At 57.4% G+C, this 26642-nt stretch carries 25 protein-coding genes and 1 tRNA gene; 16 read left to right on the plus strand and 10 right to left on the minus strand.

Translation table 11 applies throughout. The features are described from left to right. The first annotated feature begins 1 nt into the window (after position 1). Both fbaA and AC3B5A_RS05010 read left to right on the plus strand, forming a co-directional pair. Positions 2-1105 (plus strand): class II fructose-bisphosphate aldolase, encoded by a 1104-nt coding sequence (gene fbaA / locus AC3B5A_RS05005; protein ID WP_489799335.1) that lies wholly within the window; start codon positions 2-4, stop codon positions 1103-1105. A gap of 103 nt (positions 1106-1208) precedes the next feature. Then, positions 1209-2510 (plus strand): adenylosuccinate synthase, encoded by a 1302-nt coding sequence (locus AC3B5A_RS05010; protein WP_489760717.1) that lies wholly within the window; start codon positions 1209-1211, stop codon positions 2508-2510. On the opposite strand, the gene AC3B5A_RS05015 is transcribed toward AC3B5A_RS05010, so the two are convergent. From AC3B5A_RS05015 to AC3B5A_RS05030, 4 genes are all read right to left on the minus strand, one after another. Beyond that, on the minus strand, positions 2408-2845 hold the full coding sequence (locus AC3B5A_RS05015; protein ID WP_489799337.1) for a TetR/AcrR family transcriptional regulator: 438 nt from the start codon (positions 2843-2845) through the stop codon (positions 2408-2410). The two genes, AC3B5A_RS05010 and AC3B5A_RS05015, sit on opposite strands and share 103 nt — an antisense overlap. A gap of 329 nt (positions 2846-3174) precedes the next feature. Next, the gene (locus AC3B5A_RS05020) at positions 3175-3522 is read right to left on the minus strand and encodes a hypothetical protein (protein WP_489799338.1); all 348 of its coding nucleotides are present in this window, start codon (positions 3520-3522) and stop codon (positions 3175-3177) included. Positions 3523-3558: 36 nt separating this feature from the next. Next, positions 3559-3631, minus strand: a tRNA-Ala gene (locus AC3B5A_RS05025). A 223-nt stretch (positions 3632-3854) separates the two neighbouring features. After that, on the minus strand, positions 3855-4823 hold the full coding sequence (locus tag AC3B5A_RS05030) for a sugar-binding transcriptional regulator (RefSeq protein ID WP_489799340.1): 969 nt from the start codon (positions 4821-4823) through the stop codon (positions 3855-3857). Positions 4824-5027: 204 nt separating this feature from the next. On the opposite strand from AC3B5A_RS05030, the gene AC3B5A_RS05035 reads away from it, so the two are divergent. The 11 genes from AC3B5A_RS05035 to AC3B5A_RS05085 all read left to right on the plus strand — a co-directional run bounded on the left by AC3B5A_RS05035 (position 5028) and on the right by AC3B5A_RS05085 (position 15715). Beyond that, complete coding sequence (locus tag AC3B5A_RS05035; protein ID WP_489760713.1) at positions 5028-6017, plus strand: phosphotriesterase family protein; 990 nt, start codon at positions 5028-5030, stop codon at positions 6015-6017. A gap of 1 nt (position 6018) precedes the next feature. Continuing rightward, on the plus strand, positions 6019-6693 hold the full coding sequence (locus tag AC3B5A_RS05040; protein ID WP_489799342.1) for a 3-keto-L-gulonate-6-phosphate decarboxylase UlaD: 675 nt from the start codon (positions 6019-6021) through the stop codon (positions 6691-6693). Next, positions 6693-7544, plus strand: a complete 852-nt coding sequence (locus tag AC3B5A_RS05045) for an L-ribulose-5-phosphate 3-epimerase (protein ID WP_489760711.1) — start codon at positions 6693-6695, stop codon at positions 7542-7544. The genes AC3B5A_RS05040 and AC3B5A_RS05045 overlap by 1 nt, the downstream gene beginning before the upstream one ends. A gap of 295 nt (positions 7545-7839) precedes the next feature. After that, positions 7840-8790, plus strand: coding sequence for a sugar kinase (locus AC3B5A_RS05050; RefSeq protein ID WP_489760710.1), 951 nt, complete (start codon positions 7840-7842; stop codon positions 8788-8790). A 324-nt stretch (positions 8791-9114) separates the two neighbouring features. Then, positions 9115-10473 (plus strand): MFS transporter, encoded by a 1359-nt coding sequence (locus tag AC3B5A_RS05055; RefSeq protein ID WP_489799344.1) that lies wholly within the window; start codon positions 9115-9117, stop codon positions 10471-10473. A 265-nt stretch (positions 10474-10738) separates the two neighbouring features. After that, positions 10739-11428 carry an L-ribulose-5-phosphate 4-epimerase gene (locus AC3B5A_RS05060; protein WP_489799346.1) on the plus strand — a complete coding sequence of 230 codons (690 nt, stop codon included), beginning with the start codon at positions 10739-10741 and terminating at the stop codon, positions 11426-11428. A gap of 396 nt (positions 11429-11824) precedes the next feature. Continuing rightward, positions 11825-12520: a hypothetical protein gene (locus AC3B5A_RS05065; protein ID WP_489799348.1), complete on the plus strand. Its 696-nt coding sequence runs from the start codon at positions 11825-11827 to the stop codon at positions 12518-12520. 46 nt (positions 12521-12566) lie between these two features. Further along, complete coding sequence (locus AC3B5A_RS05070; RefSeq protein WP_489799350.1) at positions 12567-13142, plus strand: tetratricopeptide repeat protein; 576 nt, start codon at positions 12567-12569, stop codon at positions 13140-13142. A 34-nt stretch (positions 13143-13176) separates the two neighbouring features. Then, positions 13177-13644, plus strand: a complete 468-nt coding sequence (locus AC3B5A_RS05075; RefSeq protein WP_489799351.1) for a hypothetical protein — start codon at positions 13177-13179, stop codon at positions 13642-13644. A gap of 99 nt (positions 13645-13743) precedes the next feature. Continuing rightward, complete coding sequence (locus tag AC3B5A_RS05080) at positions 13744-14976, plus strand: SPFH domain-containing protein (protein WP_489799353.1); 1233 nt, start codon at positions 13744-13746, stop codon at positions 14974-14976. Between the two features lie 7 nt (positions 14977-14983). Then, a complete protein-coding gene (locus tag AC3B5A_RS05085; RefSeq protein WP_489799355.1) occupies positions 14984-15715 on the plus strand; it encodes a hypothetical protein in 732 nt (243 codons plus the stop codon). A gap of 634 nt (positions 15716-16349) precedes the next feature. On the opposite strand, the gene AC3B5A_RS05090 is transcribed toward AC3B5A_RS05085, so the two are convergent. Genes AC3B5A_RS05090 through AC3B5A_RS05100 form a run of 3 tightly spaced genes read right to left on the minus strand, consistent with a single transcriptional unit; the run spans position 16350 to position 19811 of the window. After that, complete coding sequence (locus tag AC3B5A_RS05090; protein ID WP_489799357.1) at positions 16350-17051, minus strand: LutC/YkgG family protein; 702 nt, start codon at positions 17049-17051, stop codon at positions 16350-16352. A gap of 1 nt (position 17052) precedes the next feature. Next, positions 17053-18987 (minus strand): LutB/LldF family L-lactate oxidation iron-sulfur protein, encoded by a 1935-nt coding sequence (locus AC3B5A_RS05095; RefSeq protein ID WP_489799358.1) that lies wholly within the window; start codon positions 18985-18987, stop codon positions 17053-17055. Continuing rightward, entirely contained in the window at positions 18984-19811 is an 828-nt protein-coding gene (locus AC3B5A_RS05100; RefSeq protein WP_489799360.1) for a (Fe-S)-binding protein, read from the minus strand. The genes AC3B5A_RS05095 and AC3B5A_RS05100 overlap by 4 nt, the downstream gene beginning before the upstream one ends. Before the next feature lie 726 nt (positions 19812-20537). On the opposite strand from AC3B5A_RS05100, the gene AC3B5A_RS05105 reads away from it, so the two are divergent. The 3 genes from AC3B5A_RS05105 (at position 20538) to AC3B5A_RS05115 (ending at position 24452) form a co-directional block, all read left to right on the plus strand. Then, positions 20538-23072 carry an ATP-dependent DNA helicase RecG gene (locus tag AC3B5A_RS05105; RefSeq protein WP_489799362.1) on the plus strand — a complete coding sequence of 845 codons (2535 nt, stop codon included), beginning with the start codon at positions 20538-20540 and terminating at the stop codon, positions 23070-23072. 51 nt (positions 23073-23123) lie between these two features. Beyond that, the gene (rsmD, locus tag AC3B5A_RS05110) at positions 23124-23717 is read left to right on the plus strand and encodes a 16S rRNA (guanine(966)-N(2))-methyltransferase RsmD (RefSeq protein WP_489799364.1); all 594 of its coding nucleotides are present in this window, start codon (positions 23124-23126) and stop codon (positions 23715-23717) included. A 126-nt stretch (positions 23718-23843) separates the two neighbouring features. Further along, complete coding sequence (locus AC3B5A_RS05115; RefSeq protein WP_489799365.1) at positions 23844-24452, plus strand: nitroreductase family protein; 609 nt, start codon at positions 23844-23846, stop codon at positions 24450-24452. A gap of 252 nt (positions 24453-24704) precedes the next feature. Here the strand turns inward: AC3B5A_RS05115 and trmD are convergent, their stop codons facing one another. The 3 genes from trmD to AC3B5A_RS05130 form a co-directional block, all read right to left on the minus strand. Further along, entirely contained in the window at positions 24705-25565 is an 861-nt protein-coding gene (trmD, locus tag AC3B5A_RS05120) for a tRNA (guanosine(37)-N1)-methyltransferase TrmD (RefSeq protein ID WP_489799579.1), read from the minus strand. A 159-nt stretch (positions 25566-25724) separates the two neighbouring features. Next, positions 25725-26411 (minus strand): ribosome maturation factor RimM, encoded by a 687-nt coding sequence (gene rimM, locus AC3B5A_RS05125; protein ID WP_489799367.1) that lies wholly within the window; start codon positions 26409-26411, stop codon positions 25725-25727. Continuing rightward, the gene (locus tag AC3B5A_RS05130) at positions 26408-26641 is read right to left on the minus strand and encodes an RNA-binding protein (protein ID WP_489799369.1); all 234 of its coding nucleotides are present in this window, start codon (positions 26639-26641) and stop codon (positions 26408-26410) included. Before AC3B5A_RS05130 ends, rimM begins: the two co-directional genes overlap by 4 nt. Between the last annotated feature and the right edge of the window lies 1 nt (position 26642).

The raw sequence follows: 26642 nt of genomic DNA on the forward strand, positions 1-26642 counted from the left end.
CATGACGTTGGCGACCCCGGAACGATACGCGCACATGCTTGATGCAGCCAAGCAAGGCGGCTACGCGTTTCCTGCCATCAATGTGACCAGCACGCAGACGCTTAACGCTGCGCTGCAAGGTTTTGCCGAGGCCGAGTCAGATGGCATCATTCAGGTTTCGGTAGGTGGCGCTTCCTATCTGTCGGGGCAGAGCGCGCAAAACCGTGTGGTCGGTTCACTTGCCTTTGCAGACTTTGCTCGCCGCGTTGCTGCACAATACCCGCATATTGCTGTGGCGTTGCATACTGACCATTGTGCCAAGCCCTACCTTGACGAGTGGGTGTTGCCGCTCTTGGAGCATGAGGCCGAGCAGGTGAAGCGTGGAGAAGAGCCTGCGTTCCAGTCGCACATGTGGGACGGATCGACGTTGCCGTTGACGGACAATTTGGATATTGCACAGCGGCTGCTTGACTGTTCACAGGCGGCACGCACAGTGCTGGAGATTGAGATCGGTGCTGTTGGCGGCGAAGAAGACGGCCACCGTGCAGACATTGATGAACGGCTTTATTCCACGCCTGAAGATGGGTTGGAAGTGGCGAGAAGGCTTGGTCTGGGCGAGCGTGGACGATACCTGGCGGCATTCACATTTGGCAATGTGCACGGTGCTTACAAGCCTGGAGTGGTCAAGCTACGTCCGGAACTGCTTGGTGAGATTCAACACACTGTGGCCGATGCGGTCGCGTCCGGTCGCTTGGAAGGTGGCTCGCCGGTTGGTCGATTCGTCGCAAAGGGCTTGAATGGTTCGGCCGGTTCATTCCCGGCAGACAAGCCATTCTCCATGGTATTCCATGGCGGTTCCGGTTCGAGTGCGGCGGAGATTGCCGATGCGGTTCGCGCCGGCGTGGTCAAGATGAACATTGATACCGACACGCAGTATGCCTTCACGCGCGCCGCTGCCGGCCACATGTTTGCGCACTATGATGCGGTGCTCAAAGTGGACGGCGAAGTGGGCGATAAACGCTACTACGACCCCCGTTCTTGGGGAGCAGAAGCGGAAACTGCCATGGCAGCGCGCGTGGTAGAGGCCTGCGAGATGCTCGGCAGCGCCGGCAAAGCTCTGAAATAACCTTCTCTTTCCACCATAGTGAGCTCCGCCGGGCAGGCATGGGCTGTAGGTATGGTTGCGAGTAGGCTAGGAACGGCCAAATTCGGGCGTTTGGAGGTCTGCTATGTCTGGAATCATTCTTATCGGTACCCAATGGGGAGACGAAGGCAAAGGCAAAGCCACCGACCTCATCGGTACGCAAGTGGATTATGTGGCGCGGTTCAACGGCGGCAACAATGCCGGCCATACTGTGGTGGTGGGTGACGAGAGCTATGCGCTGCACTTGTTGCCGAGCGGTATCGTCAACCCGAATGCCACTCCGGTGATAGGCAACGGCGTGGTGGTGGACCCGCAAGTTCTGTTCGAGGAAATCGATGGGCTGGAAGCCAGGGGAGTGGACTGCTCGAAGCTGCGTGTCAGCGAATCGGCGCAAATCATCGCCCCGTACCATCGCGTAATCGACAAGGTGACCGAACGGTTCTTGGGCAAGCACAAAATCGGTACCACCGGTCGTGGCATCGGCCCTGCCTATGCGGACAAGATCAACCGTGTTGGCTTGCGTGTGCACGACCTGTTCGATGCCGAACGTTTGCGCGACAAAGTGGAAGCGAGCCTGCACCAAAAGAACCAGGAGTTGGTCAAGCTCTACAACCGCCGCCCCATCGATGCCGGCCAGACCACCGAAACACTTCTCAAGCTCGGTGAACGCCTGCGCCCGTACGTGGCAAACACGTCGCTGCTGCTCAACCAGGCGCTAGACGAGGGCAAGACCGTGCTGTTCGAGGGCGGTCAGGCTACCATGCTCGACGTGGATCACGGCACCTATCCGTTCGTCACGTCCTCCAACCCTACCGCTGGTGGTGCGTGCACAGGCACCGGCGTTGGGCCCACCAAGATTTCGCGTGTTATCGGCGTGGCCAAAGCGTACGTAACCCGCGTGGGCGAAGGCCCATTCCCTACCGAACTCAATGACGACTCGGGCGAGTGGCTGCGCACCCAAGGTCACGAGTTTGGCGTGACCACCGGCAGGCCGCGCCGCTGTGGTTGGTTTGACGCGGTAGTGACGCGCTATGCTACTCAAGTCAACGGGTTGACCGACATCGTGCTCACCAAGCTCGACGTGCTCACTGGCCTGAGCGAAATCCCGATTTGTGTGGCATACGACGTGGATAACGGCGACGGCACCCACACCCGCTACGACGACATGCCCATCGATCAAGATGCATTCGCCCGCGCCACTCCGGTCTACGAAACCATGCCCGGCTGGAGTGAGGACATCTCACAGGTGCACCGTTTCGAAGACCTGCCCGCCAACACGCAAGCCTATGTGAAGCGGCTCGAAGAGATCTCCAACTGCCGCATCTCCGCCATCGGTACCGGCCCGGCCCGCGACCACATCATCGAGGTGCGCTCGCTGGTGGAGTAATTGCACACAGCCTGAGCATCAATGCACCAGCCAAGAACCAGTGGTGAGCGGGTTCTACTCCAGCAATGCGCCGACATGCGCACTGCCTCCTTGCGTCCCACCTCGTCGGCGATGGCGGCATCCGCCAAATCGTCGATGTTGGTGAAGTGACGGTAGAAGGTTGTGCGAGTGATGTGCGCGGCTGCGGCGACCTGAGTGACTGTGATGTTTTGGTACGGTGTGGTCTCGCGTTTAATGACCTGTGTTTCTTCGTTAGATGGTTGTATTGCGTCGTTTCTGTCATTGTTGGGCTGTGAGTGACGTTTTTGTTGCGTGAGACAGTGGTGTCGCGTCATTTCCGTCGCTGACGAGCGGTAAGTGACGTTTTTGCTGCGTTGGGTAATGATGTTGCGTTGTTTCCGTCGTTGAGAGCTTGTTAGCGACGGTTTTGCCGCGTCAGGTTTTGCGTGTGCAAATACATGGTTTTATGTGTTCAGTTAATTGGCCTCCGAGGATTTGCTTCTGCTGGGATGAAAGGGATAACAGCAGAGATAAACCACGTTTCGTGAGTCAATTACTTCGCCGATCATGCAAGTTGTTTGACAGTTGTCCTGCCGCTGGTGATGGGGATGATTCCCATCGACGCCGTGCAAAAGCTGCGGCGTTGCACCTAGTATAACGTTGATTAGAATTTTCGAGTCAGCTCTCTCCAAGTAGCCGCATCTAAAGAAGGCTCATCAAAAAATCGTGCATCTGCTTGCTCTAATGATTTAACTGACTCGGTATGAGAATTGTCACCAGCGAAGCGGCGGAAAGAAATCTCATTTTTGTCACTTTCTACTATCTCGACAGCCTCGACTTCAGTCTCTTCTGCGATTCTGTCTTCATACTGGTCGTCAGTTTCGTCCGATTTTTTCTGCACCTTGTATGTTGGCCACGCCATGAAAAGGTGTTCGTGGGAGCAGACGTCGTTAATGCCTATCTCTTTCTTTCGCCAGTCTATTATATCTGCAACGTATTTAACGTTACTCATCTGTGTGAATACTCCCTCGTATACCCATATGTAAAGTGGAGCTGATGGTAATCGAAACCACGACCTCTTCGATGCGAACGAAGCGCTCTACCAACTGAGCTACAGCCCCAGTGTCTCACAGAGACAACATCACATATTGTAATACTGCCGAAGTACAAGCGCAACACCTGCGGGTTACAGTAGAGCTCGACACTCACAGGGCTTCAAGTTAGCGCAGTCGAACACTTGCGGATTGCCACGCAACGTGTGCTCAATCCTCAGGAAATCTTCAACCTCAACCAAACACCCAAGTCGGGTATGTCGCCCAACATATGTGACCCGGCGCCGTACGCTCACATGTCTAACAGCGCTTCTGCGGTATTCTGGTCGGTGACCAGCGCAGAAACGTAATGTCCCAGCAAGCATGCGCGAATCGCCTTGAGCTTGACTTGCCCCCACGCCACACCGATGACGAGCGGGATGCGTTTGAGTCGTTCCATATCCACAGAGATGGTGCGGTCGCACAAATCACCATGGATATGTCGGCCGCGGGCGTCGAGCAAATGCCCGCAAATATGGCCCACCACGCCGCGCTGGCGCATATCGCGCACAGTAGGCTGGTCCACGTACGCATCGAAGATGTGGCCAAGGCGTTGGTCGGTAACGGCACCGATGCCGACGATGGCCACGTCTGCAGCTCCGCCCAGCGCCAGTGTGGTGGCGATCTGCTGCTCGTGCCGCATGCTCTTGGCCAGTGCTACGTTGGAGAGAATCATAGGCGCCGGCAGTGTGGTGCATGTGCCGCCAAGACGGCTGGCAAGCAGCCGGCATATGTCCGGTGAATCAATCATGGAATTGGTAGGACTCAACGCCCCTATCATTTGCGTCACGTTCGTTTTAGGCCAGTCGCTCACCGGAACTTCGCGCACTGTGGCCGCTACGGCATGACCGTTGGAAACCGTGATCAGCGAGTTGGGCTGGCACAGTTCACTGAATAGCGCAGCGGCGTACCCGGGTACCACTTGGCTGGTGCTTTCACCTGGGCGCACCTCGGCCACACGCACATGTTTCAACTTATATTTGTCGGTAAGTCCTTGCTCAAGTTCGCGTAGGCGTTCCAGACTATGGCTGATGGTGATACGCACCATGCCAGTGCGCCGAGCCTCCTCCAGCAGGCGGGAAATGCTGGGGCGTGAGTAGCCGACCTCGCGTGCCACCTGCGCCTGGGTCTTATTGTCTTCGTAGTAGGAGCGCGCTACACGCAGCATGAGTTCCACATGATCGCGTGACGTACTGGACGCTAATGATTCATCGTTGAACATGTGTTCATTCTATCGCCGGTTTTCCGGATGACGAGCGCTCGCGAAGTGGTAAACGCCATTGTTCCGCGAAAAGTCACACTTCGACGATGAACATTTGTTCACGGAGGGTGTCGCCAACCGCTTCTCGAGGCGCTAGATTGACAATCACAGGCGGCGCAACAGGTGCCAAGCCTTCAATGAAGAAGTCAATACTAAGGAGCAGCAATGGCGTTTGCACGTACCATTCTCGGAGACGTAGATCCCAGTACCCTTGGCGTGGTGGATTGCCACGACCACCTCATCCGCGTCGGTGCGGGTGAGGTCTACATCGATGGCGACCATCAGCTCGATTCCGTGCCCAAGGCCGAAGAAGAGGCCACGCGCTTTGTGGACGCTTCCAAGAACTGGAGCAAGAACGGCGGCACGGTGGTTGACATGTGCCCCATCAACTGCGGCCGCGACCCGGAGAAGCTGGCCGAGGTGGCTCGCGACGTTGACGGGCTGCAGGTCATCGCCGCTACCGGTTTCCACCGTGAGCACGTCTACCTGGAGACGCAGTCCCACTGGATCAACCGTTATTCTGTCGACCAGATTGCCGAGCTGGTCATCGCGGACATTCGCGAGGGCATTGACCAGAACGATTATTCCGGTCCGGTCGTTAACCGCAGCAAGTACAAGGCAGGTGTCATCAAGGTGGGTACCGCATACGGCAAGATCACCCCGTTTGAGCACAAGTGCCTTGAGGCCGCAGCCATCGCGTCCATCGAGACCGGCGCCCCGATCAACACGCACACCACTTTCGGTACCTGCGGCTTGGAGCAGGCGCAGGAGTTCATCAAGTTGGGCGTGCCTGCAGACCAGATTGCCATCGGCCACATTCAGCGCAACGCCGACGTCTACTATTTGGAGCAGATTCTCGATCTTGGTGTTTACCTTGAGATCGACGGCACGTACCGCATCAAGTATCAGCCGGATGTGAACCGCATCAACGAGCTTGCCGCCTTCAAGAAGGACGGCTATGAGGATCGCATCCTGCTGGGTACCGACTCCGGCAAGCGCTCTTACCAGAAGGCGTACGGTTCGGTGACCGGTGTGGACTACAACCCCGCCGTGGACGGCCCGCGCATGATTGCCGAAGGCTTCGACCCCGAGTATGTGGACAAGCTGCTCATGAAGAACGCGCAGACCTTCTTCACTATGCGTAAGGATGCCTGAGATGAGCGGAAACATTACGAGTCCGGAACGTCCCAAGCTGCAAATCGCGCTCGACACCACCGACATGCCCAGTGCGCTGCGCCCGCTCAACCAAGCGATCGATCAGATCGATGTGATTGAGTGCGGCACCATTCTCATCATTGCCGAAGGGCTCAAAGCAGTGCGTGAAGTGCGCGCGCTGTACCCCAACAAGACGATTCTGGCGGATGTGCGCATTGCCGAGGCAGGTGCGCTCATTGCCCGCAACTGCTTCGAAGCCGGTGCGAACTGGGTTTCCGTGGTGGCCGGGGCCTCCATGACCACTGTCGAGCAGGTGGTGAAAGTCGCTGACGAGTTCGGCGGCGAGGTGCAGATCGAACTCGGTGAGACTTACGACCCGGAGCAGGCGCGCGAATGGCGCCGGCTGGGGGCCAAGCAGGTCATCGTGCACCGTTCGCGTGACGCCGAGGTGGCAGGAAAGCTCACTTGGGGTCCCAACGACATCGCCCGGATCAAGGAGCTGCACGATATGGGCTTCATGGTTACCGTCACTGGCGGCGTGAAGGCTGAGGATCTGCCCTTCTTCAAGGGGGCTCCGGTGGGTGTGATCATCTCTGGGCGCGGCATCGTCAAGGCGGACGACCCGCTGGCGGCAGCCACGCATCTGCAGGACGTGATTGGTGAGGTGTGGGCCTGATGAGCAGCGTGAGGCTCGGCATCTACGAGAAAGCTCTGAAACGCGCCGATGATTGGGATTCGTTCCTCTCCGGCGTGCGTCAAGGCGGCTTCTCCTTCATGGATTTGTCTGTGGATGAGACCCCGGAGCGCATGGCGCGGCTCGACTGGACGGCCAAGCAGGCGCGTCAGTTCCGCGAGGCTGCTGACCGGCAGCAGGTACAGGTGGGAGGCATGTGCCTGAGTTGCCACCGCAAGGTAGGGCCTGGTTCCGCCGATCCGGAGGTGCGGCAGGAAGCGGATGACATCTTCCGCAAGGCCATCGACCTGTGCCACGAAGCCGGCATCCCAGTGGTGCAGGTGGCAGGGTACTACGCCTACTACGAAACCCCTGATTCAGGTCAACGTGAGCGCTACGTGGATTCGCTACGCCGCGCGGCCGCCTATGCGGCTCAAGCCGGCGTGATGCTGGGCATCGAGAATGTGGACGGCAACGACGTGACTTCCATCTCCAAAGGGTTGGAAGTCTGCGACGAGGTCGGTTCTGCATGGCTCACCATGTACCCCGACATCGGCAACTTGGCCGAGCAGGAACTCGATACTGTGGCCGAACTCAAGGCAGGGCAGGGGCGCATGCTGGCCATTCATGTCAAAGACGTTCGCCCGGGAGAGCCGCGCCGAGTCCCTATGGGAGAAGGCACGGCTGACTTTAAGGCCGCATTTGCCGAGCTGAAGCGGCAGGAGTGGTCGGGGCGCATGATGCTCGAGATGTGGAACGATGACGCACCCGACTCCAGTGAGATTTCCGCAGCTGCGCGGCGTAAGGTCGAAGGCTGGCTTGATGAGGCCGGCATTGAGATCGAACGACCGTAGCTGGCATGGCCTGCAGGCTGCCGCTGTGCCGCCGCCTTTCCGTGAGGATGGCGGTGCGGTGGCTTCCGTACCGGCACAAGCATTGCGGCCCTAGGCTTGATGAGCCTGTGCTGTTACCAATCAACCAGTATCAACCACAACCACAACTCAAAAACCGTATCAATCGCCGCGCACCGCAGCGGTAGCACGGCGATTGCGCTGCTGTTCGGAACATGGATGCCCCGAACGGCAGCGCAGACATAGCGATATGCACACGCATGGCGCCCGCGCGCCACACACGAGGAAGTGTAAACTCATGGCAAAATATGATGTCTCTACTATTGGCGAAGGCCAGATTCGATTCACGGTGAAGAATGGCGAACGCCTCATGTTCACCCGTTCCGTACACATGAACCCGGCCTGTTCCGAAGCGAACGTGGCTGGTCTGCTCTCGCAACTGGGACGCAGCACGCTGTGGACGAGTTCGCTGCCCAAGGGCGACTTGGGGGATTACATCCTCTCCGAGTATCGTTCGGTCGGCGTGGATATGAGCACCATGGTGCGCAAGCCCGAAGGGCGCACGGCACTCTATTTCATGGAGCCGGGTGCCGGCCCCATGCCCGCCAACGTCATCTATGACCGCAACTGGACAGCCTTCCGTGAGACCGGGGTGGAGGACTACGACTGGGACACCATGCTCGATACGCGCATCATGTTCCTCACCGGCATTACCGCCTCGTTGACGGACACCACCGCTGAAGTGGTGCGTTACGCCTGTGATGAGTCGATCAAACGTGGTGCGAAGGTGGCGCTCGACGTCAACTTCCGCCGTAAGTTGTGGAGCGGGGAGAAGGCGCGCGAAGTGCTGACCCCCATTGCCGAGCAGGCCAGCATCCTCTTCTGCTCTATCTCCGACGCGCAGAAGGTGTTCGGCATCGAAGGTACGCCCGAAGAGGTGACCGATGAGCTGATGAAACGCTTCAATCCGGAATATGTGGTGTCCACCAACCATATGGAGGGGCCGTACCTGCGCACCCATGAGGGCTTCAGCGAGTACCACACCACTGAGGTGCCGGTGATCGACCGGCCTGGAGCGGGTGATTCGTTCGTGGCTGCCACACTGCACGGGTATCTCTCCGACGAGGTATCTGAGGGCGTGAAGTGGGGGCAGCGTGCTTCCGAGTTCGCGCTCACTCACAAAGGTGACTTGACCCGTATTCGTCCCGACGAGCTGCACATCCCGCTCGGCGCAGACATCGACCGGTAAATATTAAGCCGGTGATCATCAATCCGGTAGATGTCAGTCGGTAAGTATCGACCGATGAACGCTGGCTGGTAATCCCGATGGCGACTGTCCGTGCCGCTGCTGACGGTCGCCATTTATCCGCTCTATCTCCTCCGCTTCGTCCCATCTGCGTCTGCTGGCGCGGTTTCGGGAGGGCCGGCCACACGTGGGCATGCAGACTTGCACGGTATGTGTCAATGAGCATGTTTCACGTGAAACAACTGCAAATGTCACAGCGGAAGGGTGAAGATCTTCCAGCTTCATGCTTCCGCTGTGTCGAACCCTATGGAATACTAAGGAAATATCATGAGTAATACCGCTAATGCCGTGGCGCCACCGGTCGCCGCGTACGAACAGATGGACGCCCGCCCGCTGACCGGTCATCAGAAAAGTTTGGTGACCTTGGCTATCTTGGGTAACGTGTCGGAATTCTTTGACATGTTCCTCATCGGCTTTGTTGTCTCTCTGCTCACCTCCGCCTGGAATCTGACCGGTACCGAGGCCGGTGTCATCCTGGCTTGCTCGGGCTTGGGCACTGTCATCGGGTCGATTATGTGGGGCCGTCTGGCCGATCGCTTTGGCCGCAAGACCGCTTTCCAGTGGTGCGTCATCTGCTTCGTGCTGTTCACCGCGCTCTCCGTCTTCCTGCCCGACCGTGCCTGGGTGCTGCTTGCCATACTGCGTATTGGCGTCGGTGTCGGTGTTGGCGGCCTCAACATCACCTCTATCCCGTACGTGCAGGAGTTCGTGCCCAGCAAGAACCGCGGTATGCTCTCCGGCCTGACCTCCGTGTTCATCCCTCTCGGCCTGCTGCTCGGCTCCATTTCCCAAAGCCTCGTCGGCGACAACTGGCGTGTGCTGGTTGCCATCGGCGTGATTCCAGTCCTGCTGCTCGTCTGGCTGCACTACGTTCCTGAATCGCCCCGCTTCTACCAGAGCATCGGCGAGGATACCAAGGCTCGCGAGTCTCTGGCTTGGGCCATGGAAATTCCGGTCGAAGAGGTCGGCACACTGCCTCAGCTGAAGGTCGAGGAGAAGGCAGGCTACCGCGAGTTGATCCAAGGGCATACAAAGTCGCTGCTCATCATCAGCGTCGGTTCCTTCTGCTTCATTCTCGGCAGCTTCGCCATCCAGTCCTGGGGCCAGACCCTGCTCAAGGATGCGTTCGGATTCTCCACCCAAATGGTGGCGTATCTTTTCATGGGCGTCTCCGTGGCTGACTGCATCGGTCGCTTCGGCTCCGCTTGGCTTGCCGACCGCATCGGCCGTCGCTGGACACTCTTCATCTTCGGTATGATCGGTGCAGCTGGCTGCTTCTATGCCGCCTTCTTCCACACCTCCGGCTGGGCGTTCTACATCGCCGTGCTCATCATCATGACCTTTGCGGACGGTGCCTTCGGCATCCTCAACGCGTTCGGCGGAGAGCAGTTCCCCAACGATGTGCGCTCCACAGGTTTGGGCTTGGGCTATGGCATCGGCGCGCTGGCCAAGGTAGTGGGACCGGCGCTCATGGGTGCTCTGGTGGGCGGCAGCTTCGTCGCGACGCACATCGACATCTCCGTGGTCACCACGGCGTTCTCCTTCTTCGGTATCTGCTTGGTTATCGGTGCGATTGTGTACCTCTTTGCCAAGGAAACCCGTGGCAAGGATCTGGAAAGCCTGTAAACAGGGCTTGGTAACTGGGCTTGTTGCATCGGCTCGGCAACAGTAGAGCCGATGCAACAAGCACGTTGTGCCAGAAACCTGCATACATACGAGAATATGTGTGCGTATATCACATTCGATGGTGCAGTAGCGGTAGCTAGTACCTACTCATTCTCCTTTTTCTTCTTCGGCAGTCGAGCAGCTGTGTCGCAGTGTTCGGTGGCAACATTGACATTTGTTTGGCTGACGAGGTGACTTTACACGTACAAAAACAAAGGTGTTTCTTATGGCTTCTTTATCTGATTTTTCTCCCGAAGTGCGCTCCGAAGTGAAACTGGTGCGCGAGCAGGTAGCCGCGCTGCACGACCAACTCATTAAATGGGATTTGGTGGTGTGGACGGCTGGGAACGTCTCGCAACGGCTTCATTCTGCCGATTTGATGGTGATCAAACCTTCCGGTCTGCGCTATGAATACCTGACCCCCTCGTCGATGGTGGTCACCGATCTGGAAGGCAACGTGGTGGACGGTGCCGAAGCACCCAGCTCCGACACGGCTTCTCACGGCTACATCTACCGCCACATGCCGGACGTGTACGGTGTGGTGCACACGCACTCCACATACGCCACCGCGTGGGCGGCTACTGGGCGGAATATTCCCTGCGGTTTGACCATGATGGGCGACGAGTTTGGTGGCCCTGTCCCGGTCGGTCCGTTCCGGCTCATCGGCTCCGAGGAGATCGGCAAAGGCGTGGTGGAGACATTGAAGGAGTATCCGCATTCGCCGGCGGTACTCATGCAGAACCATGGGCCCTTCACCGTCGGCAAGGACGCGGAAGGCGCGGTAAAAGCCGCCGCCATGACCGAGGAAGTGGCGCGCACCATGTGGGCTGCTGAGCAGCTCGGCGGTGCCAAACCCATCGCTCAAGTCGACATCGACAAGCTCAACGACCGCTACCAGAACGTGTACGGGCAGTGAGTGTGCCGTTAGGTCAGTAGCAACGAACGCAAGTAGGTTGCTTGGCGCAGCGTGAGTTTGCACGTGCAAACCGTGGAATGAGCACGAACTGAATATACAGGCCGACCGGTAGCCATGTGGTGTTGCCGGTCGGCCTGTTTGCTGCGGGCAACAATTTGGAGCGGTGAAGGTCATCATTCTATGTCGCGGAATGTTATTTGCATCAAATTTGTATCGCCTTGAGATTAAAATTAGCGATGATATAGGCGTGTTGTCTATACAAATAATGAAGGAGTCGGCTATGACGCATACAGTCAGTGCTGCTCTCAACTTGCAGAATTGCGGGAGGTGGGGCGTTTCTAGGCATTTAGGCTGTAATCACCTTCCTACTTCTCGTAGTTGAGAAATATAGGAGAGATGATAGGGATGGGTACTTATATAGAATCTATTGAGTCGTTAGATATCGACCACTCTGCCCAATTTGATGAAAAGTACCAGCTTGCTAAAAGTAAGCTGGCCAACGTGCACACGCAAAACCTAGAAGGTATCGACCGAGCTAGGCCAAGTCAATTGCAAAGTACCCTTGAGGATTTGAATACTGATTTTATTCAGAAGCTAGAAGCTGAGAAAACGTCAATTTCAAAGCGTAAGGGCGAGCTTGCAAAAAAGCGTTCAAAATATTTAATGATTGAGTGGGGATTGATTATTGTAGGTTTCGTGATTGCGCTATTTGACGGTGCTGCTAGGGAAATTGGTAGTACTGTGTGTGCAGCAGGTGTTGTATGTGCTTTTGTATTCAAGGCGATTACAGATGGGGCAGCTAAGGCACTGGCTGCTGAGTGGGCAGGGTTTTTTGAACCTTATATAGCGAAGTTTGGCAACGAGGAGACTCTTCATGAGCCCGCTACTGGTCTCTATAAAGAGATTGACGATTTGTATCTGGACAGTATGACGGAGCAGGAGCGTGGTTTCGAAAAGCAAAATAGGCAAATGAATAGGCAGATGGCGGCTTCAGCTGAGCAAGCTGCCCAAGCACAGGCACTGGCTACTGCTCAGATGGAGCAGCTGAAGGAGATGAACGATGCCCAGAAGGCAGTGTTTGGGAAGAAGTAGTCTCTGTTCATGAACAGTACGAGCAAAACTGGCGGTATGGTGCACTATGCCAATTGTTGATGACGAAATGGTCTGCCCCGGTTGTGGGGCAGCCATTGAAAAAGAGCAAAAAGTCTGTGAATATTGCGGTCGTAAATTGACCGTTACGGCGCTGACGTTCAAGAGCATGCGCAAAGCCACGCTTCGCGAATCCGAGCGCTTTCTTAAAACGTACCAAGGTGCGCTTAAGGATTCGCCTGATAATCCGCAGGTGCTGGCTTCGCTTGGCTTGGTGCTGATGGGGCGTGGTCAATATCAGGAGGCTGCTGCAAAGCTGGAACGCGCCATGAGCAACGGCTCGGACAATCCTGATGTCGTGTTTCATGCTGCCTTAGCGCGGTATAAGTGCAAGAAACCGTTCCAGATCAAATTGGCAGAAGGCAAATCGATTATTTCGACCATAGATTCTGCGATAACAATGAACCCGGATCCGCAGTATTTCTACGCGAAAGCGGTGATCATTCGAGAAGTGTTTGAAAAACGGTATTTGAATTATCGTGAGCGATCGAATGATGTGCTGGCTCAAGCAGGAAGTCTGACGGAAGACGATCGGGCCGAGATGGACGCGATACTCGCAGACTAAGCAAATACCACGCAAATAAAGGGAAGGAACAACAATGTCAGGTACCTCACCAGCAATTCTTGAGGCCATGAGACAACGGGCCATGGCCGCGTGCAATATCTTTGATGAAGAAGAGGTTGGCGACATTGCGCCAATCACCTATATTGAACCGGCCGGTGCCCGCGATTTCGTTACGGTATGGATGTTTGGCAACAACCGCATTCTTTCTGCGATGTTCGAGTTGACGGCCGAGCTGGATTCCATGGGCAAGCCTCAAGGAGCCTTCATTGAGGAATATCTGTTCCAGAATGTGGATTCCATCAAGGTTGATGACTATGGATGCGTCATCTGCTTGAATGGCGGCAAAAAAATCGAGCTTAAATCCAACAGCCAAGAAGGTGTGGAATCGTTCAAAGCTTCGGCAAATGGACTTTCGGCATTGTGGCGTGAATATGTCAACAAGCCGGCGATGAGTGCGAGCGACATTCAAGCGCTTGTTGCAGCACTGCAGCAGGCAAAGTAGTACGCGCTTCACTTACGCTACGGCAGCGAGCGACCCCATTAGTGTCAGGCGAAAACAGCTTGGCTGATGGGGCCTCTCTAAAGCGTACGGCACTACCATATGGAAGAAGGACTGATGTCATTATTTGGAAAGAACCCCAATGAGGTGGCGTATGAAGGTGAGCAGAAGCACATTGCAGATGTGCTGAAAAATCGTTCCACCAACGATACGTTGATTTTCAAAAATCCCGAGGAAGACTTTAACAACGGCAGTACGCTGGTCGTCGAACCTGGTGAGCAAGCGATATTTATGAATGAGGGACGGATCGAACAGGTATTTGACCCGGGAACATATACGCTGCTTTCCGAAAATTATCCCTTTATTTCGCGTCTTCGTAATGCTCTTTCTGGAGCGGTTTCGAGTTTTCACTGCCTCGTTTTCTTCGTGCGCACAGCGTCTGGGCATGAAATCAAGTGGGGTACTGATGCGCCGATCAAGGTATACGACAAAGCGTTGGCCGATCAATTTACCGGTATCGGCATCGAAACTGAGGTCAGAGCGCGAGGAGCGTACCGCGTAAAAGTGAGTGATGCCGGCGTCTTACTCACTAATCTGATAGGCAGCAATTATGATCTGACGCAGCAGGAATCGCTGCGAGATTTCTTCCGCAGCCAGTTCTTAGGCAATATTGTTTCGTTGCTTACCCAAGAGTTAACCGCGTGGAATGGCCCGCTTCTGGCGGTTCCTGCCAATGCGGTGACGTATGCGGCTCAGATTGAGCAGGCGCTGGCACCCATCATTGCTGACTATGGTCTGCAGATGTTGAACTTCTCCATTTCCGCTTTGGAAATCGTTGATAATGAGCAGCGTAGAGAAGCACAGGATCTTGCTTCTGAAAACAGGCGCAACTACTTCGGGAAAATGGCTGAGGGTGCTGGGAATGCGGCATTTGCGCAAGGTCAGCAGCAGGCGTATCAGACATATGGCACTAATTATCAGCAGGCAGAAGTGCTTAACGCGATGAACGAGACCGCAGCAAATCCCGGGTCAGATGGGTCAGCATTGCTGGGTGCTGGTATGGGTCTTACGATGGGCGCTGGCTTGGGGCAGGTTGTTCCCGGTATGTTGAACGAGACCATGCAAGCCGCCAGCGGTCCTGCTTCCGGGATGCCTGGTACACAAGCGGGTGCGCAAGGTCAGCAATCGGCACAAGCAAGCGCCGAGGCAGTGGCACCGCAGACTGAGGACTCTCCAGTGGAACGTCTTGGCCAGTTAAAGAAACTGCTTGATGCAGAGTTGATTTCGCAAGAAGAGTTTGATGCGAAAAAAGCAGAGATTCTGAAGAGCTTGTAAGGAGAAGGTGATTGGTATGCAGTATTTGGCTTCTATAGTGGTCAGCGCATTTTGCCTAGTGGATGTTGTTGCATTCGTTATGCAGATTTCTACGTACGGTTTTGTTCCGCCAGCCCAAATGGTGGTTATGGTATTTTTGCTGGTGTTTACAGCGCTGGTGTGGGCGGCCCAGCTCCATCGCGACAAGGCCGATCCTGCACAGCCGGACAGCAACAACTTGTATTACCGAGTGATTGCTGATAACGGCGTGTTCCCGATCGTTGCGTTCATGGTTCAGTTTGTGATAGCTTCGCTCTACCTTGGCGCTTGGGATCAACCAGCTGATAATGCGATGGGGCTGGTATTCCGACGTGTGTTACCAACAGGCATTTTTGTGCCATTGGTTATTGAATTGGTGCTTGCTGTTGTTGTGGTGGTTTTGTGGGTTGGTAATGATAAGGCCAATCGTCATACCGTTGCAGTACAGCAGGTGAGGCAGCAGAAAGTTGCGCACAATCAGCAGATTGCTTCGCTAGTTACTATGGCGCAGTCTCATGTTGACGAGTCCAATCCGGCGGCTGTAGCGAACATGCAGTTTATTGCGCAGAAAGTGTCCGCGCTGCCGCTCAACATCAATCCTGCGACGCAGATTTACTACGATCAAGCCGTGCAGGCTTTGCAAGAAATGTCTATGCAGTCAGATCCTGCCAGTGCAGAACTAGTGCAAAGCGTTCGCGACAATATTGCGCGCGTGCGGTAGAAAGACACGGTAATCGGTGGTGCGGCTGTTATGGTGACGGACGCACCACCGATTATTGTCTGGGGTATGTAACAGTGCTGCGATGCGGCAGACATTTAACCTGCTAAGTTGTTATGGTAATTGCTTTACCTCAAAATGGCGGTGAAACGAATTCCACCGCCTACAGAAAGACTCCGTACGAGGGCCTTCTGCCGAGCCACCTCGGACGAACCAAAGTTGCTCTACGTGCAAGGGTCAATTTAGCAAATTCTAATTACAAACGCAACATAAACAGGCCATTCATTCAGCGATTCGCTGTTTTGCTGTTGCAAACAAATTGTCTTCGTGGAGCTTTTCGGTGCCCTCGCCCTCGCCCTCGCCCTCGCTCGTGCTCGTGCTTGCCGTGTACCGTAATCGTCGTATGGCTTAGTGATGTCCAACTTGGCTGAGTAGTAACGCAACATAACCGACGCTGAGATAATGTAGGCGACGGTTGTGATGCGAAAAGTGAGTGGTGTGCAGCGTAACCGACGTTGAGCGAATCTAAGCGTCGGTTACGCTGCGAAAAGTGAGTGGTACGCACCCAAACCGTCGCTGAGTTGGTGTGAGCGTCGGTTTAGGTGCGTAGTGCCACAGTAGTGATAGCGATTCCGCCCTACATATCCTCCACAACCAAGTAGGTCATCTCCAGTGGGCCGTGCACGCCGACTACCAGCACCATTTCGATGTCGCCAGTGGAGGAGGTGCCGGTGATGAAGTTGAGGTTGGAAGTCTCCAGCCTGCCGGCCTTGATTTCCGCATCGTAATAGTCCATCGCCTGGCGGGTACGCGGCACGATCTTCGATTTGCTGATCACGCTCAGGTAGTGCACCGGCAGGAAATGGAATGCGCGACCTTGCCCAGGGGTGGTGGGTGCAGTGATGGTGCAGCTTTCGGCGCACAGGAAATCCGCAAACCCGATGGCGGCCTGTGCCTCGGACGCTGTGGTCACATTTGCTTCGCGCCCGGCCCCCGGAGTCCAATAGGTGGGTGCCGGGTCGAGAGATTCGCGCCACTCATTGAGCCCATAGTCGGCAAAACGCTTGTCGTCCGTAGGCAGCATGAGGTGCCCGTCGGCCTTGTCGTCCACAAAGCTGCTCAGCGCTGCAGGCAGGCCGGCCTTGCTGCACGTCTGAAAGTCCACGTGCACTGCGGGCGCATTTTTGCGAGCGATTTCCAGCAGCTCGTCTTGCGTGTGGCCGGAGAGCGTGGAATCAGGCAGGTCGTTGACCGGCACCAGCGGATTGTCGGCCAGCTGGTGGCGTGGACGGCCGCTTTTCTCGGCTAGATAGTTGAGGAATGTTTCGCGATCAGTCATCTCAGGCGTCCTTTCCTTGGGATGAGGCACTATCGGTTCCGGTGCTGCGGTTCTGCGTATTGCCGGAGTTCGGCTGCGAGGCGGTGCGGTCTGCTTGAACCGCGCGCCCGCTCATCTCTTCGCGCACCACGTCGGCAGCGCGCTTGCCATATGTCTCAGCCTCAATGGAACCGAGCGACACTGGCACTGTGTCGGCGCTGAGCGGACTGGTCTTGTCGTTTCCTTCGCGGCGCTTGGAAACGCTGTTGTCGTACGAGCCGAAGCTGTTGCGCGCATCGCCGCCGTTACTGGTTCTGCGCTCGCTTAACGGTGCGGCATTCGGGTTCTTGGCCAGCACCGCAGCTTGGGTGCGGCTGAACTCCTCGGCCGAGCCCTGCGCCTTCTTGCGCTGGTTGAACCAGGTGCGGAAGTTCTTGGAGTGGGCGGGAGGTTCGGGCAGGTCGCGCACCTTGGTCCAGCCGCCGAACACGAACGGCATCCATTCCTCGTGCTTGCCGTTGGAGTCGAAGTTCTTGGCAGTGTCGGGCATACGCGTGGTGTTGCCTGCGGCATCGGTGGCCTTGTGGCCCTTCTTGGCCAGCGCGTTCATGGCCACGTGGTCGAACGTGAGCGCGGTGCGGAACAGCGAGGAATGACCGGTGCCCATACCCACCACCTTCATCACGGTATCGGCGATGAGATCGGCCTGATGGTTGTCGTTCATCTGAATTTCGCGGTGCTTCAAAATCAGCTCGTGCAGCGGAATCTTGACCGGGCAGGTGGCCGTGCATGAGGCGCACAGGCTGCACGCGTACGGCAGGTCGTGGAAGTCCTCGTAGTCGCCCTGCAGAATCGGGGAGAGCACGGCGCCCACGGGGCCGGGGTAGATGGAGCCGTAGCCTTTGCCGCCGATGTGGCGGTAGATGGGGCACACGTTGAGGCATGAGGCGCAGCGGATGCACTGCAGGATTGGCTCAAAGACGGTGCCCAAGGCGTTGCTGCGGCCGTTGTCCACCACGACCACGTAGAAGTCCTCCGGCCCGTCGCTTTCGCCCTCTACCTGCGGTGAGGTGAACGTGCAGTAGGAGGTGAGCTTGGAGCCGACGGCGGAACGAACCAGCAGGTTGTCCATCGTTTCGGCCTCTTTGAGGCTGGGTACCATGCGCTCCATGCCCATTACGACCACCTGGGTTTTGGGGATGGCCATGGAAAGATCGGCGTTGCCCTCGTTGGTGACGATGTTGACCATGCCGGTGTCGGCCACGGCGAAGTTGCAGCCGGTGATGCTCATGTCGGCCTCGAGGAAACGTTCGCGCAGCACCTTGCGGGAGAAGCGCGCCTCTTCTTGCGGATCGTTGCTGCCTTCGTAGCCGAGCTTGTCGTGGAACACCTGCTGTACGCGGTCGCGGTCCTTGTGGATGGCGGGGAACACAAGGTGCGTGGGCTCGTCCCAGCCGTCCTCTTCGAGAATGAACTCGGCCAAATCCGTTTCGGTGACGTTGAGCCCCGGCACGGTAAGCAGCGCAGGGTCGAGTCCGATTTCGGAGGTGACCATGGACTTGGATTTGACGACGTGCTTGACCTGCTTCTCGCGCGCCAGGTTCACGATGAAATCGCGTGCTTCCACGTCTGTCTGTGCAAAGAAGACATGCCCGCCACGCTTCTCGACGTTGTCGCTGAACTGTTCGAGATAGTCGGGCAGGTAGCGGATCACCTGCTGGCGAATCTGCTCGCCCAGGTCGCGCCAACCTTCCCAGTTGCCCAGTTCGGCGCGTGCGGTTTCGCGTTTGACCCACTGGGCGTCCTGTGCTTTGGCCACGGCGCGTTGGCCGAAGGTGTCCTGTTCGGCTTCTTCCAGACGCTGAGCGAAGGGCAGTTCGCTGCTGCGGATCATGGTGCCGGTTTTCTTGCCGGTGCGTTTGAACATTGTGTCGTTCGAGAATGCTGTCGTGCTCATGCCACTGCCTCCTGTGCTTCCTGCGCGTTGGACTTGGCGAGGTATTCGCGGTCGAGTGCATCGCGTTCCTCGGCGCTGATATAGCGCACGCGGCTCATGTCCACGTTGCTGTTGAGCACTTCTGCCAAGTGCATGATGGTAATCGGCTTGCCTTCACGGTTGAAGCGCCCGCCGATGTTCATCAGGCATCCCGGATCGCAGGAGATGAGTACGTCGGCACCGGTGCTTTCCACGTCGGCTACTTTCTCGTCCACCATCTGGCGCGAAATTTCCGGCATCTTCATGGAAAACATGCCGCCGAACCCGCAGCAGTTCTCGATGTGCGGCAGTTGCGCCAGGTTGAGACCCTTGACGTGCTCCATGAGAATGAAGGGGCTTTCGCGCTCGCCCAGCAGGCGGGTCATGTGGCAGGAGCGGTGGTAGGTGGCGTTCACGTTGAGTTCGGCGCCGGCGTCGAGCACGCCCAGCACGCGGTACATGAATTGCGAGAACTCGTAGACCTTGCCGGCCAGCTCATGTGCTTTGGCCTGGTATTCGGGGTCGTCTTTGATGTGGAACTGCAGTTCCTTGAGCATATTGACGCAAGAACCGGCAGGGCCGACGATGTAGTCCGCATCCACGCTCAGCAGGGCGTCGACCTCGTTGTGCATGGTCTGTTTGGATTCCTTGACGTAGCCGCTGTTGTAGGTGATCTGGCCGCAGCAGATCTGCTGCATGGGCATGAACGTCTCGCATCCGAACCGTTCCAGCACCTCGACCATGGCTTTGCCGACGTTCGGAAACATCAGGTCGACCAGGCAGGTTGAGAAAATGACGACTTTCATTTCTGCTCCTTGCGTCTTCGGCGTTGCCGCGCGAGGTGGTGGAGCTGACCCATATCGGTGAGACTGAAAGGCCGAACTGGAAGACGCCATATGCCGCGTAACAAGCCGTTTCATACGACTTCACTACAACCTTAGGGTAAGCCTTTGCGTTGATTGTGCGGCGGCGTGTTGCTCATTTCCGCTAAATGTCAATGTGATATTGATTACATTTTGTGGGGTTGAGCACGCTTGCTGGGGTTAGATGCGCTCCGCTGCCCGTGCGTATACAAATCCGTCGTCGCGGACGCTGACGACAATCACCTCCATGCAGTGTGCGGTTCGGTTGAGCTGGTACACGATGCGAATGCCGTCCGCGCGCAATTTGACCTTAAGGAGCGTGCCACAGCATTGATTGAGCTGACACATATATGGACATTGACGCAGATATCGACAGAAAACGGGCTATTTTTGTCGATATCTGTGTCAATGTTGCCAAGCATGTGCTTGCTGTGCCGGCATGTGGCAAGGAACGCGTGGGCTGTTGCGCAGGCCGGTGTCGGTGCATTTGGCGGGTTGAGTGCTGCGCAGGCGGGGGTTGGGTGCGCTTGGTGGGTCGACCGCCGATAGGCGGTGTGTCGGTGCGCCCAGTGGTGTCTGATGCGCTGAGTGAGGGCGGATCGCAGCCCTGCCGGTAGGCATCGCTCTTCGCGCCGTCAATAAGACCGGTCTGCTCCATACAATAGGTGCATGGACGCTTCGCTTGACACTCCGATTTCCTCGCTGCTCACCAACAAACGGCGGGTGAGCGCGCTCAAGGCTTTAGGCATAGTGAGTGTGGGCGATGCGCTTACCTATTATCCGTTCCGTGTCACTGAGCCGGTACCGCTACGTGCAGTGAGGGAAGCGCGTGCTGGGGAGGCTATGGCGTTTGCCGGCGTGACGCAGATGGTGCGCGTGGTGCCGATGGGGGGCAGACGCGGTTTCCGGCTGGAAGCGGTCGTGGGCGATGAGGATTTCGCCGCCTCTCGTCACGTTGCGCCGTCGAGTGCGAGGCTGGTGTTCTTTTCTCATAAAAAGCCGTATATGGACTGGATGAGTGCGCGGCTGCGGGGCGGATCGCATGTGGTGGTGGCCGGCAGCCCCAGTGAGTTCAACGGGCAACTGCAATTCACCCACCCCGAAGTCCTCACCATCGCACCGCATGCTGACGGTGCCGGTGCTTTTGATGGCATACTTGGCAGCGCGGCCAAGGGGCAGGGCACTGTGCAGGGAAATGAATCTGATGCTTTTACGCTCGACTCCGCAGGTGCCATGTCTGCCACGTCCCTGCCGGCCAGCGGTTCGAATCTTAAGTTCGACGCAAACACCGAAGAAGAAGCGCTGGGGCGAGTATGCCGCCCACGCCCGGTCTATCATGCCAACTCCCGCATCTCCAGTGAGCACATTCATGAGTCGATTCTCAGCATGCTTGAAACGGTGCAGGACGCTGATGCCATTGCTGATGTACTGCCGGCTTCAATAATCGATGAACGTCGGATGTTGCACCGTGCCCAAGCCTTCGCGGCCGTGCATAACCCGCAGTCCACCGGCCAGTTCAGAGAAGGTCTTGAGGCCTTGCGCTACGAGGAAGCGTTTGTTTCACAGGTTTCCGTGCTGCAGGCGCGGCTTGCCTCGCGGCAGGCTGACGCGTTTATGTGCGCCAATACCGGCCTGCGGGAGCGTTTCATCGATTCTCTGCCGTTCGCATTGACCGCCGGGCAGCGCGAGGTCATCGATGAGATGGGCGAAGACATGCAGCGCGACTACCCGATGCAACGGCTGCTGCAAGGCGAGGTGGGTTCCGGCAAAACGGTGGTGGCTCTGGCTGCCATGCTGCAAGCCGTGGGATCGGGCGGGCAAGCGGTGCTCGTGGCTCCCACCCAGGTTCTGGCCGAACAGCATATGCACACCATCGCCGCGCTGGTGCAAGCGATGGCAGGCAGTGCACATGAGGGCAGCGCGCGCGATGACGGTGAAGATGCCGCAGGCAGCGGCAATGGTGAGCAAGACGTGCCGGTGGTGCTGCTCACCGGAGGCATGAAACTCACCGAACGTCGCCAAGCCTTGGCGCAACTGGCCAGCGGCGAACCGTGCATAGCCGTCGCCACGCACGCTGCGTTCTCAAAGCATGTGCAGATGCCGAACCTGGCGCTCGCCGTCATCGACGAACAGCACCGGTTTGGTGTGGAGCAACGCGAGGCTCTCAAAGCCAAGGGCGAGAAGACTCCGCACCTGTTGGTCATGACTGCTACCCCCATCCCACGTACCGCTGCAATGACCTGGTTTGGCGATCTCGAGATTTCTTGGCTTACCGAACTGCCCGGGGGGCGCAAGCCGATTCGCACAGTGGTGGTGCCCGAGGCGGACAATGCCACTATGGCGCGTATGTTTGCTCATCTTCGTGCGCGCATCAATGCAGGAGAGAGGGCTTACGTGGTCTGCCCGCGTATCGAAACCGATGAGGAACGTGCGGCGCAGGCAGAGGTGGTTGGCAGCATGGGAGTTGGGGCTGCCAGTGTGGCTGATAGGAAGCGCGGCCGGCGTGCCTCTGTGCATCAGGATGAGGAAGAGCCTGATTTCGTTGAGGTGGATGCGGACTTGGACGAGAGGGAAGAAAGCGAACCCAAGCCGCCGCTGCACGCGGTCAGTGAGATTGCGGCGCGCTTGTCGTCGCTGCCCCAATTCCAAGGCGTTGCGTTCGATACGCTCACAGGGCGTGACACCGACGAGGATAAGCAGCGGGTCATGGCCGGTTTTAAGGCCGGCGATACGCAGATTCTGGTAGCCACTACTGTCATTGAGGTTGGTGTGGATGTGCCGCAGGCAAGCTGCATTGTCATCTTCGACGCCGACCGGTTCGGCCTTTCGCAACTGCATCAGCTGCGAGGTCGTGTGGGCCGCGGCGGTACCAATGCTTGGGCGTTTTTGGTTTCGCGAGCTGAGCCCGGCAGTATCGCTGAACAACGGCTTGGCGTGATTCGTGATTCGCTTGACGGCGCTCAGATTGCTCAGGCCGACTTGGAGCTGCGCGGTGCGGGAGACGTGACCGGAGACAGTCAGTCGGGCGGTAAATCGGGCTTGAAGCTGCTGCGCGTGGTCAAAGATGCGAAGATTATCGCCGACGCGCGTGCTGCGGCAGAAACATTGCTGGAAACCAACCCTGACTTGAACGGTGAACCTGAACTAGCCGGCGCGGTCTTGGACTTCACGCGAGGGGGTGAAACGCAGATTCTCAGCAGCTGATGGAATCCTGTGTGTGCAACCATTGGCCGGGAGAACGGTTACAGTGGCCATATGCGTGTTATTTCCGGCAGATTCAAAGGTTTTGCCTTGCCCCAAGCCAAGCCTGGCACCCGGCCTACCACCGATCGCACCAAAGAAGCGATCTTCTCGCGGCTCGATGCCCGCGGTGCTTTTGACGATACGCGGGTGCTTGACCTGTTTGCGGGCACTGGGGCGCTCGGCGTAGAAGCGCTCTCCCGCGGAGCACGGGAACTGGTGTCGGTGGAAAGTGCCGGTGCGGCAGGGGGAGTGTTGTCTCGCACTCTTTCGTCGTTGCAACACCAGCAATCATGGAAGTCGGGCATGGTGGCGCAAGTGCGCAGGCAGAAGGCTGAACGATTCGCGGAAAGTTACCACGGCCCAGCTTTCGACGTTATTTTCGCCGACCCGCCGTACGCCTTCGAAACTTCGGCATGTGATGCACTCATGGCGGCTCTGGTGGGTGCCGGTGCGGCAGACGGTGACACGATGATGATCATCGAGCGTTCCACCCGTTCCGCACCGCTCACACCGCCTGAAGGCTGGGAGATAAGCGAGCGGCGCGACTATGGGGAAACCGCCGTGTACTTCATTGAGTGTGCCATACATCACAACACCTCTCGGTGAAAATCGCGGCCTTTTCCTTGCCGGGCGCATGTGCTCTGGTTATGGTGGCACCATGCGCTCCCGGCCACTCGCCGGTCGAAGCGAAGACCATACGTTGCGGTTCGGCCGCGAATAGAGGAGTTATCTATGAACGATTTCGTGAAGGCGCTGGAATCGCGCCGCTCGCAGTACGCGTTGAATGCTGAGTCCAATTTGAGCAATGCGGAGATCACCGACATGGTGAACCGCGTCACCGTAGCCACGCCGAGTGCGTTCAATTCGCAGACCCAGCGAGTGGTGCTGCTTTTCGGTGAGGAAAACCAGAAGCTGTGGGGCATCGTCAAGGATGCGCTCCACAAGGTGGCCGCCAGTGAAGAAGCGTTTGCCAAGACTTCTGCGAAGATCGACTCCTTTGCGGCCGGTCGCGGCACGTTGCTCTTCTTTGATGACGTTGACGGCACGAACAAGCTCGCCGAGCAGTTCCCCAGCTACGCCGAGTCCTTCCCGACCTACGCTGAGCAGTCGTTGGGCATGCTTGAGCTGAGCGTGTGGGCAGCGCTGTCTGAGGCAGGTCTCGGCGCTTCGTTGCAGCACTACAACCCGCTGATCGACGATGCGGTGCGTGACGCGTTCACTTTGCCGGCAAGCTGGAAGCTGGGTGCTCAGATGCCGTTCGGCGGCATCGTCGAGGGTGCTGAGGCTCAGATGCCTGAGCGCGTTGACGTGGCCGAGCGTGTGAAGGTGCGCGGCCTGTAATTAGAGGTGTATGGCCTGCTGCTTACCGTTGCACGATTAAGGGTGTCTGCCTGCGGGTGGGCACCCTTTTTGTGTTGTGTTGTTTGGGTGTGTTGCGGTGCATTGCGTTGTTGTGGTGCGCGATGTGGTGGTTGTTGCGTTGCGGTGTGGTATTTGGTGTTCTTCCGGCAATTGCGTTTAGAGCCGTCACAACGCATATGAGAGTATGACGGTCATCGGTGGGACCCATCAGTATTGCCGCTGAATCAGCAATCAGAGGCGCTTGGGGTGAGCTCCGGAGACCTCCCAGCCGAGTGCCATCAGTGTTTTACGGTCGGGTTTAGTGAGCTCGCTGCAGTCAAGTCGCTCGATAATGTCTGGACGAATATCGCTGGTATGTTGCAGTGCCTCATCGCGGCGGAACCGATCGACCTTGCCGTGATCGCCGCTGGTCAGCACTTCCGGTACTGCCATACCGCGCCATACTGCCGGTTTGGTGTATTGCCTGTGTTCCAGCAGCGCATTCGCGCCGGTGTATGACTCTTCAACAATTGAGTCCGGATTGCCCATAAACTCAGGGATGAGCCGGGTAATGGCCTCAAGCATGACTGATGTGGCCACTTCGCCGCCGTTGAGCACGTAGTCGCCAATCGAATATTCGCGCACTTCCACGCCCTGAGCTCGGTAATACTGCGGTATGCGGGCGTCGTAGCCTTCGTAGCGGCCGCAGCCGAAGATAAGGTGCTGAGCATGGGACAGTTCGGTGGCGTCGGCTTGGGTGAACACCGGTGCCGAGGGGTTCGGGAAAATAAGCACCGCGTCAGAGGAGGGAACGACGGCAGCGGTTGCGGCAATGCTGGCCGAATTGCCGTCAACGTCTGGTTGCGCATGAAACTCGTGCGCTTCCAGTCCGAGCAGCTCGTCGAGGCATTCGGCCCACACTTCCGGCTTCATCACCATGCCGGCACCACCGCCGACCGGAGTGTCATCGACCGAGTGATGTACGTCGTGAGTCCAGTCGCGCAGATTGTGCGTGGTGACGTTGACCAGCCCGCGCTCTTGCGCTTTGCCGAACAGCCCCAAGCTGAGCGCACCAAAATACTCCGGGAACACGGAAACGATGTCAATGTTCATAGCGCGTGATTCGTGTGTCACTCTGGTCCCCTAAATTGAAAACGATTATATTGCCCAGCAAAGCCTCGGCAGGATAATTGTAAGCAGAGGCTGCACTATGGCGCGCGCAAAGCATAACAAGGGTGTAAGTGACTGAAGTGGCTTTTGCCTTCCCATCAATCACAGCCCGGGAATCAGGCCTCCGGGCGGGTCAAGGGTGAGAGTGCGCGCGTCTAGGTCGATGTCAGGCACGATTTCGTCCACGAAAGGCACCAGGGCGGTGGCTACGCGGCGTCCATTTGCGCTTGCCGCATCTTTGGATTGAGCTGGTGCCGCATCCTCTGCAGGCTGCGCGGGTTCAGGCAGGAAACTGCCGTCTGCTTGCTCAAGCATGGGCTGCGCGAGACGGATTTTGAGCAGTGTTTGTGCAGCGCCGTCAATCACATCAACCACGGTACCCACCGTGCGGCCGGCCGGCGCTCCCACAGCATTATCTTTGGCAAGCACTGCTGTCAGGCCGATAAGGTCCTTAGGGTACCAAGCGTCTTCTTCCTCCAGCTCTTCACGGCTGTCGGCTGGGGTATAGAGCTCGGTACCGTTGAGTGCTTCGGATGCGTCGCGGTTGTTCACGCCGTCCAGCCGCAGTATCCAGCGGTTTTTGAACGTGCGAGACGACGCTACAGTATATTCGTGCTCGCCATCTTTGGAAAAGAGTTGCGCACCTGGTTCGAAGCGGCGTTCCGGGTCGTCGGTGAAGACCTGCACGGTGACCTCGCCCTTAAGGCCTTGTGCGCGGCCGATACGGCAGACCCGCAGCAGGTCGAGCTGCTGCGGGTCTGTGCTGCGCTGGGAACTTGCCGCGCTCACCGGCGCACGTCCATGATGTCGACGCGCACCTTGTGGTCGGACAGCGCCTGCACTACAGTGCGAATGGCGTTGGCTGTGCGACCGCTGCGGCCAATGACTCGGCCGATATCTTCGGGGTTGACGCGCACGCGGAGCAGTTCGCCCCGCTCGTTAGTGTGCGACTTCACCGAAACATCATCGGGAAAATCCACGATGTTGGTGATGAGGTGTTCCACAGCTTGCTCGAGCATG

The organism is Bifidobacterium sp. ESL1133, assembly GCF_058107325.1.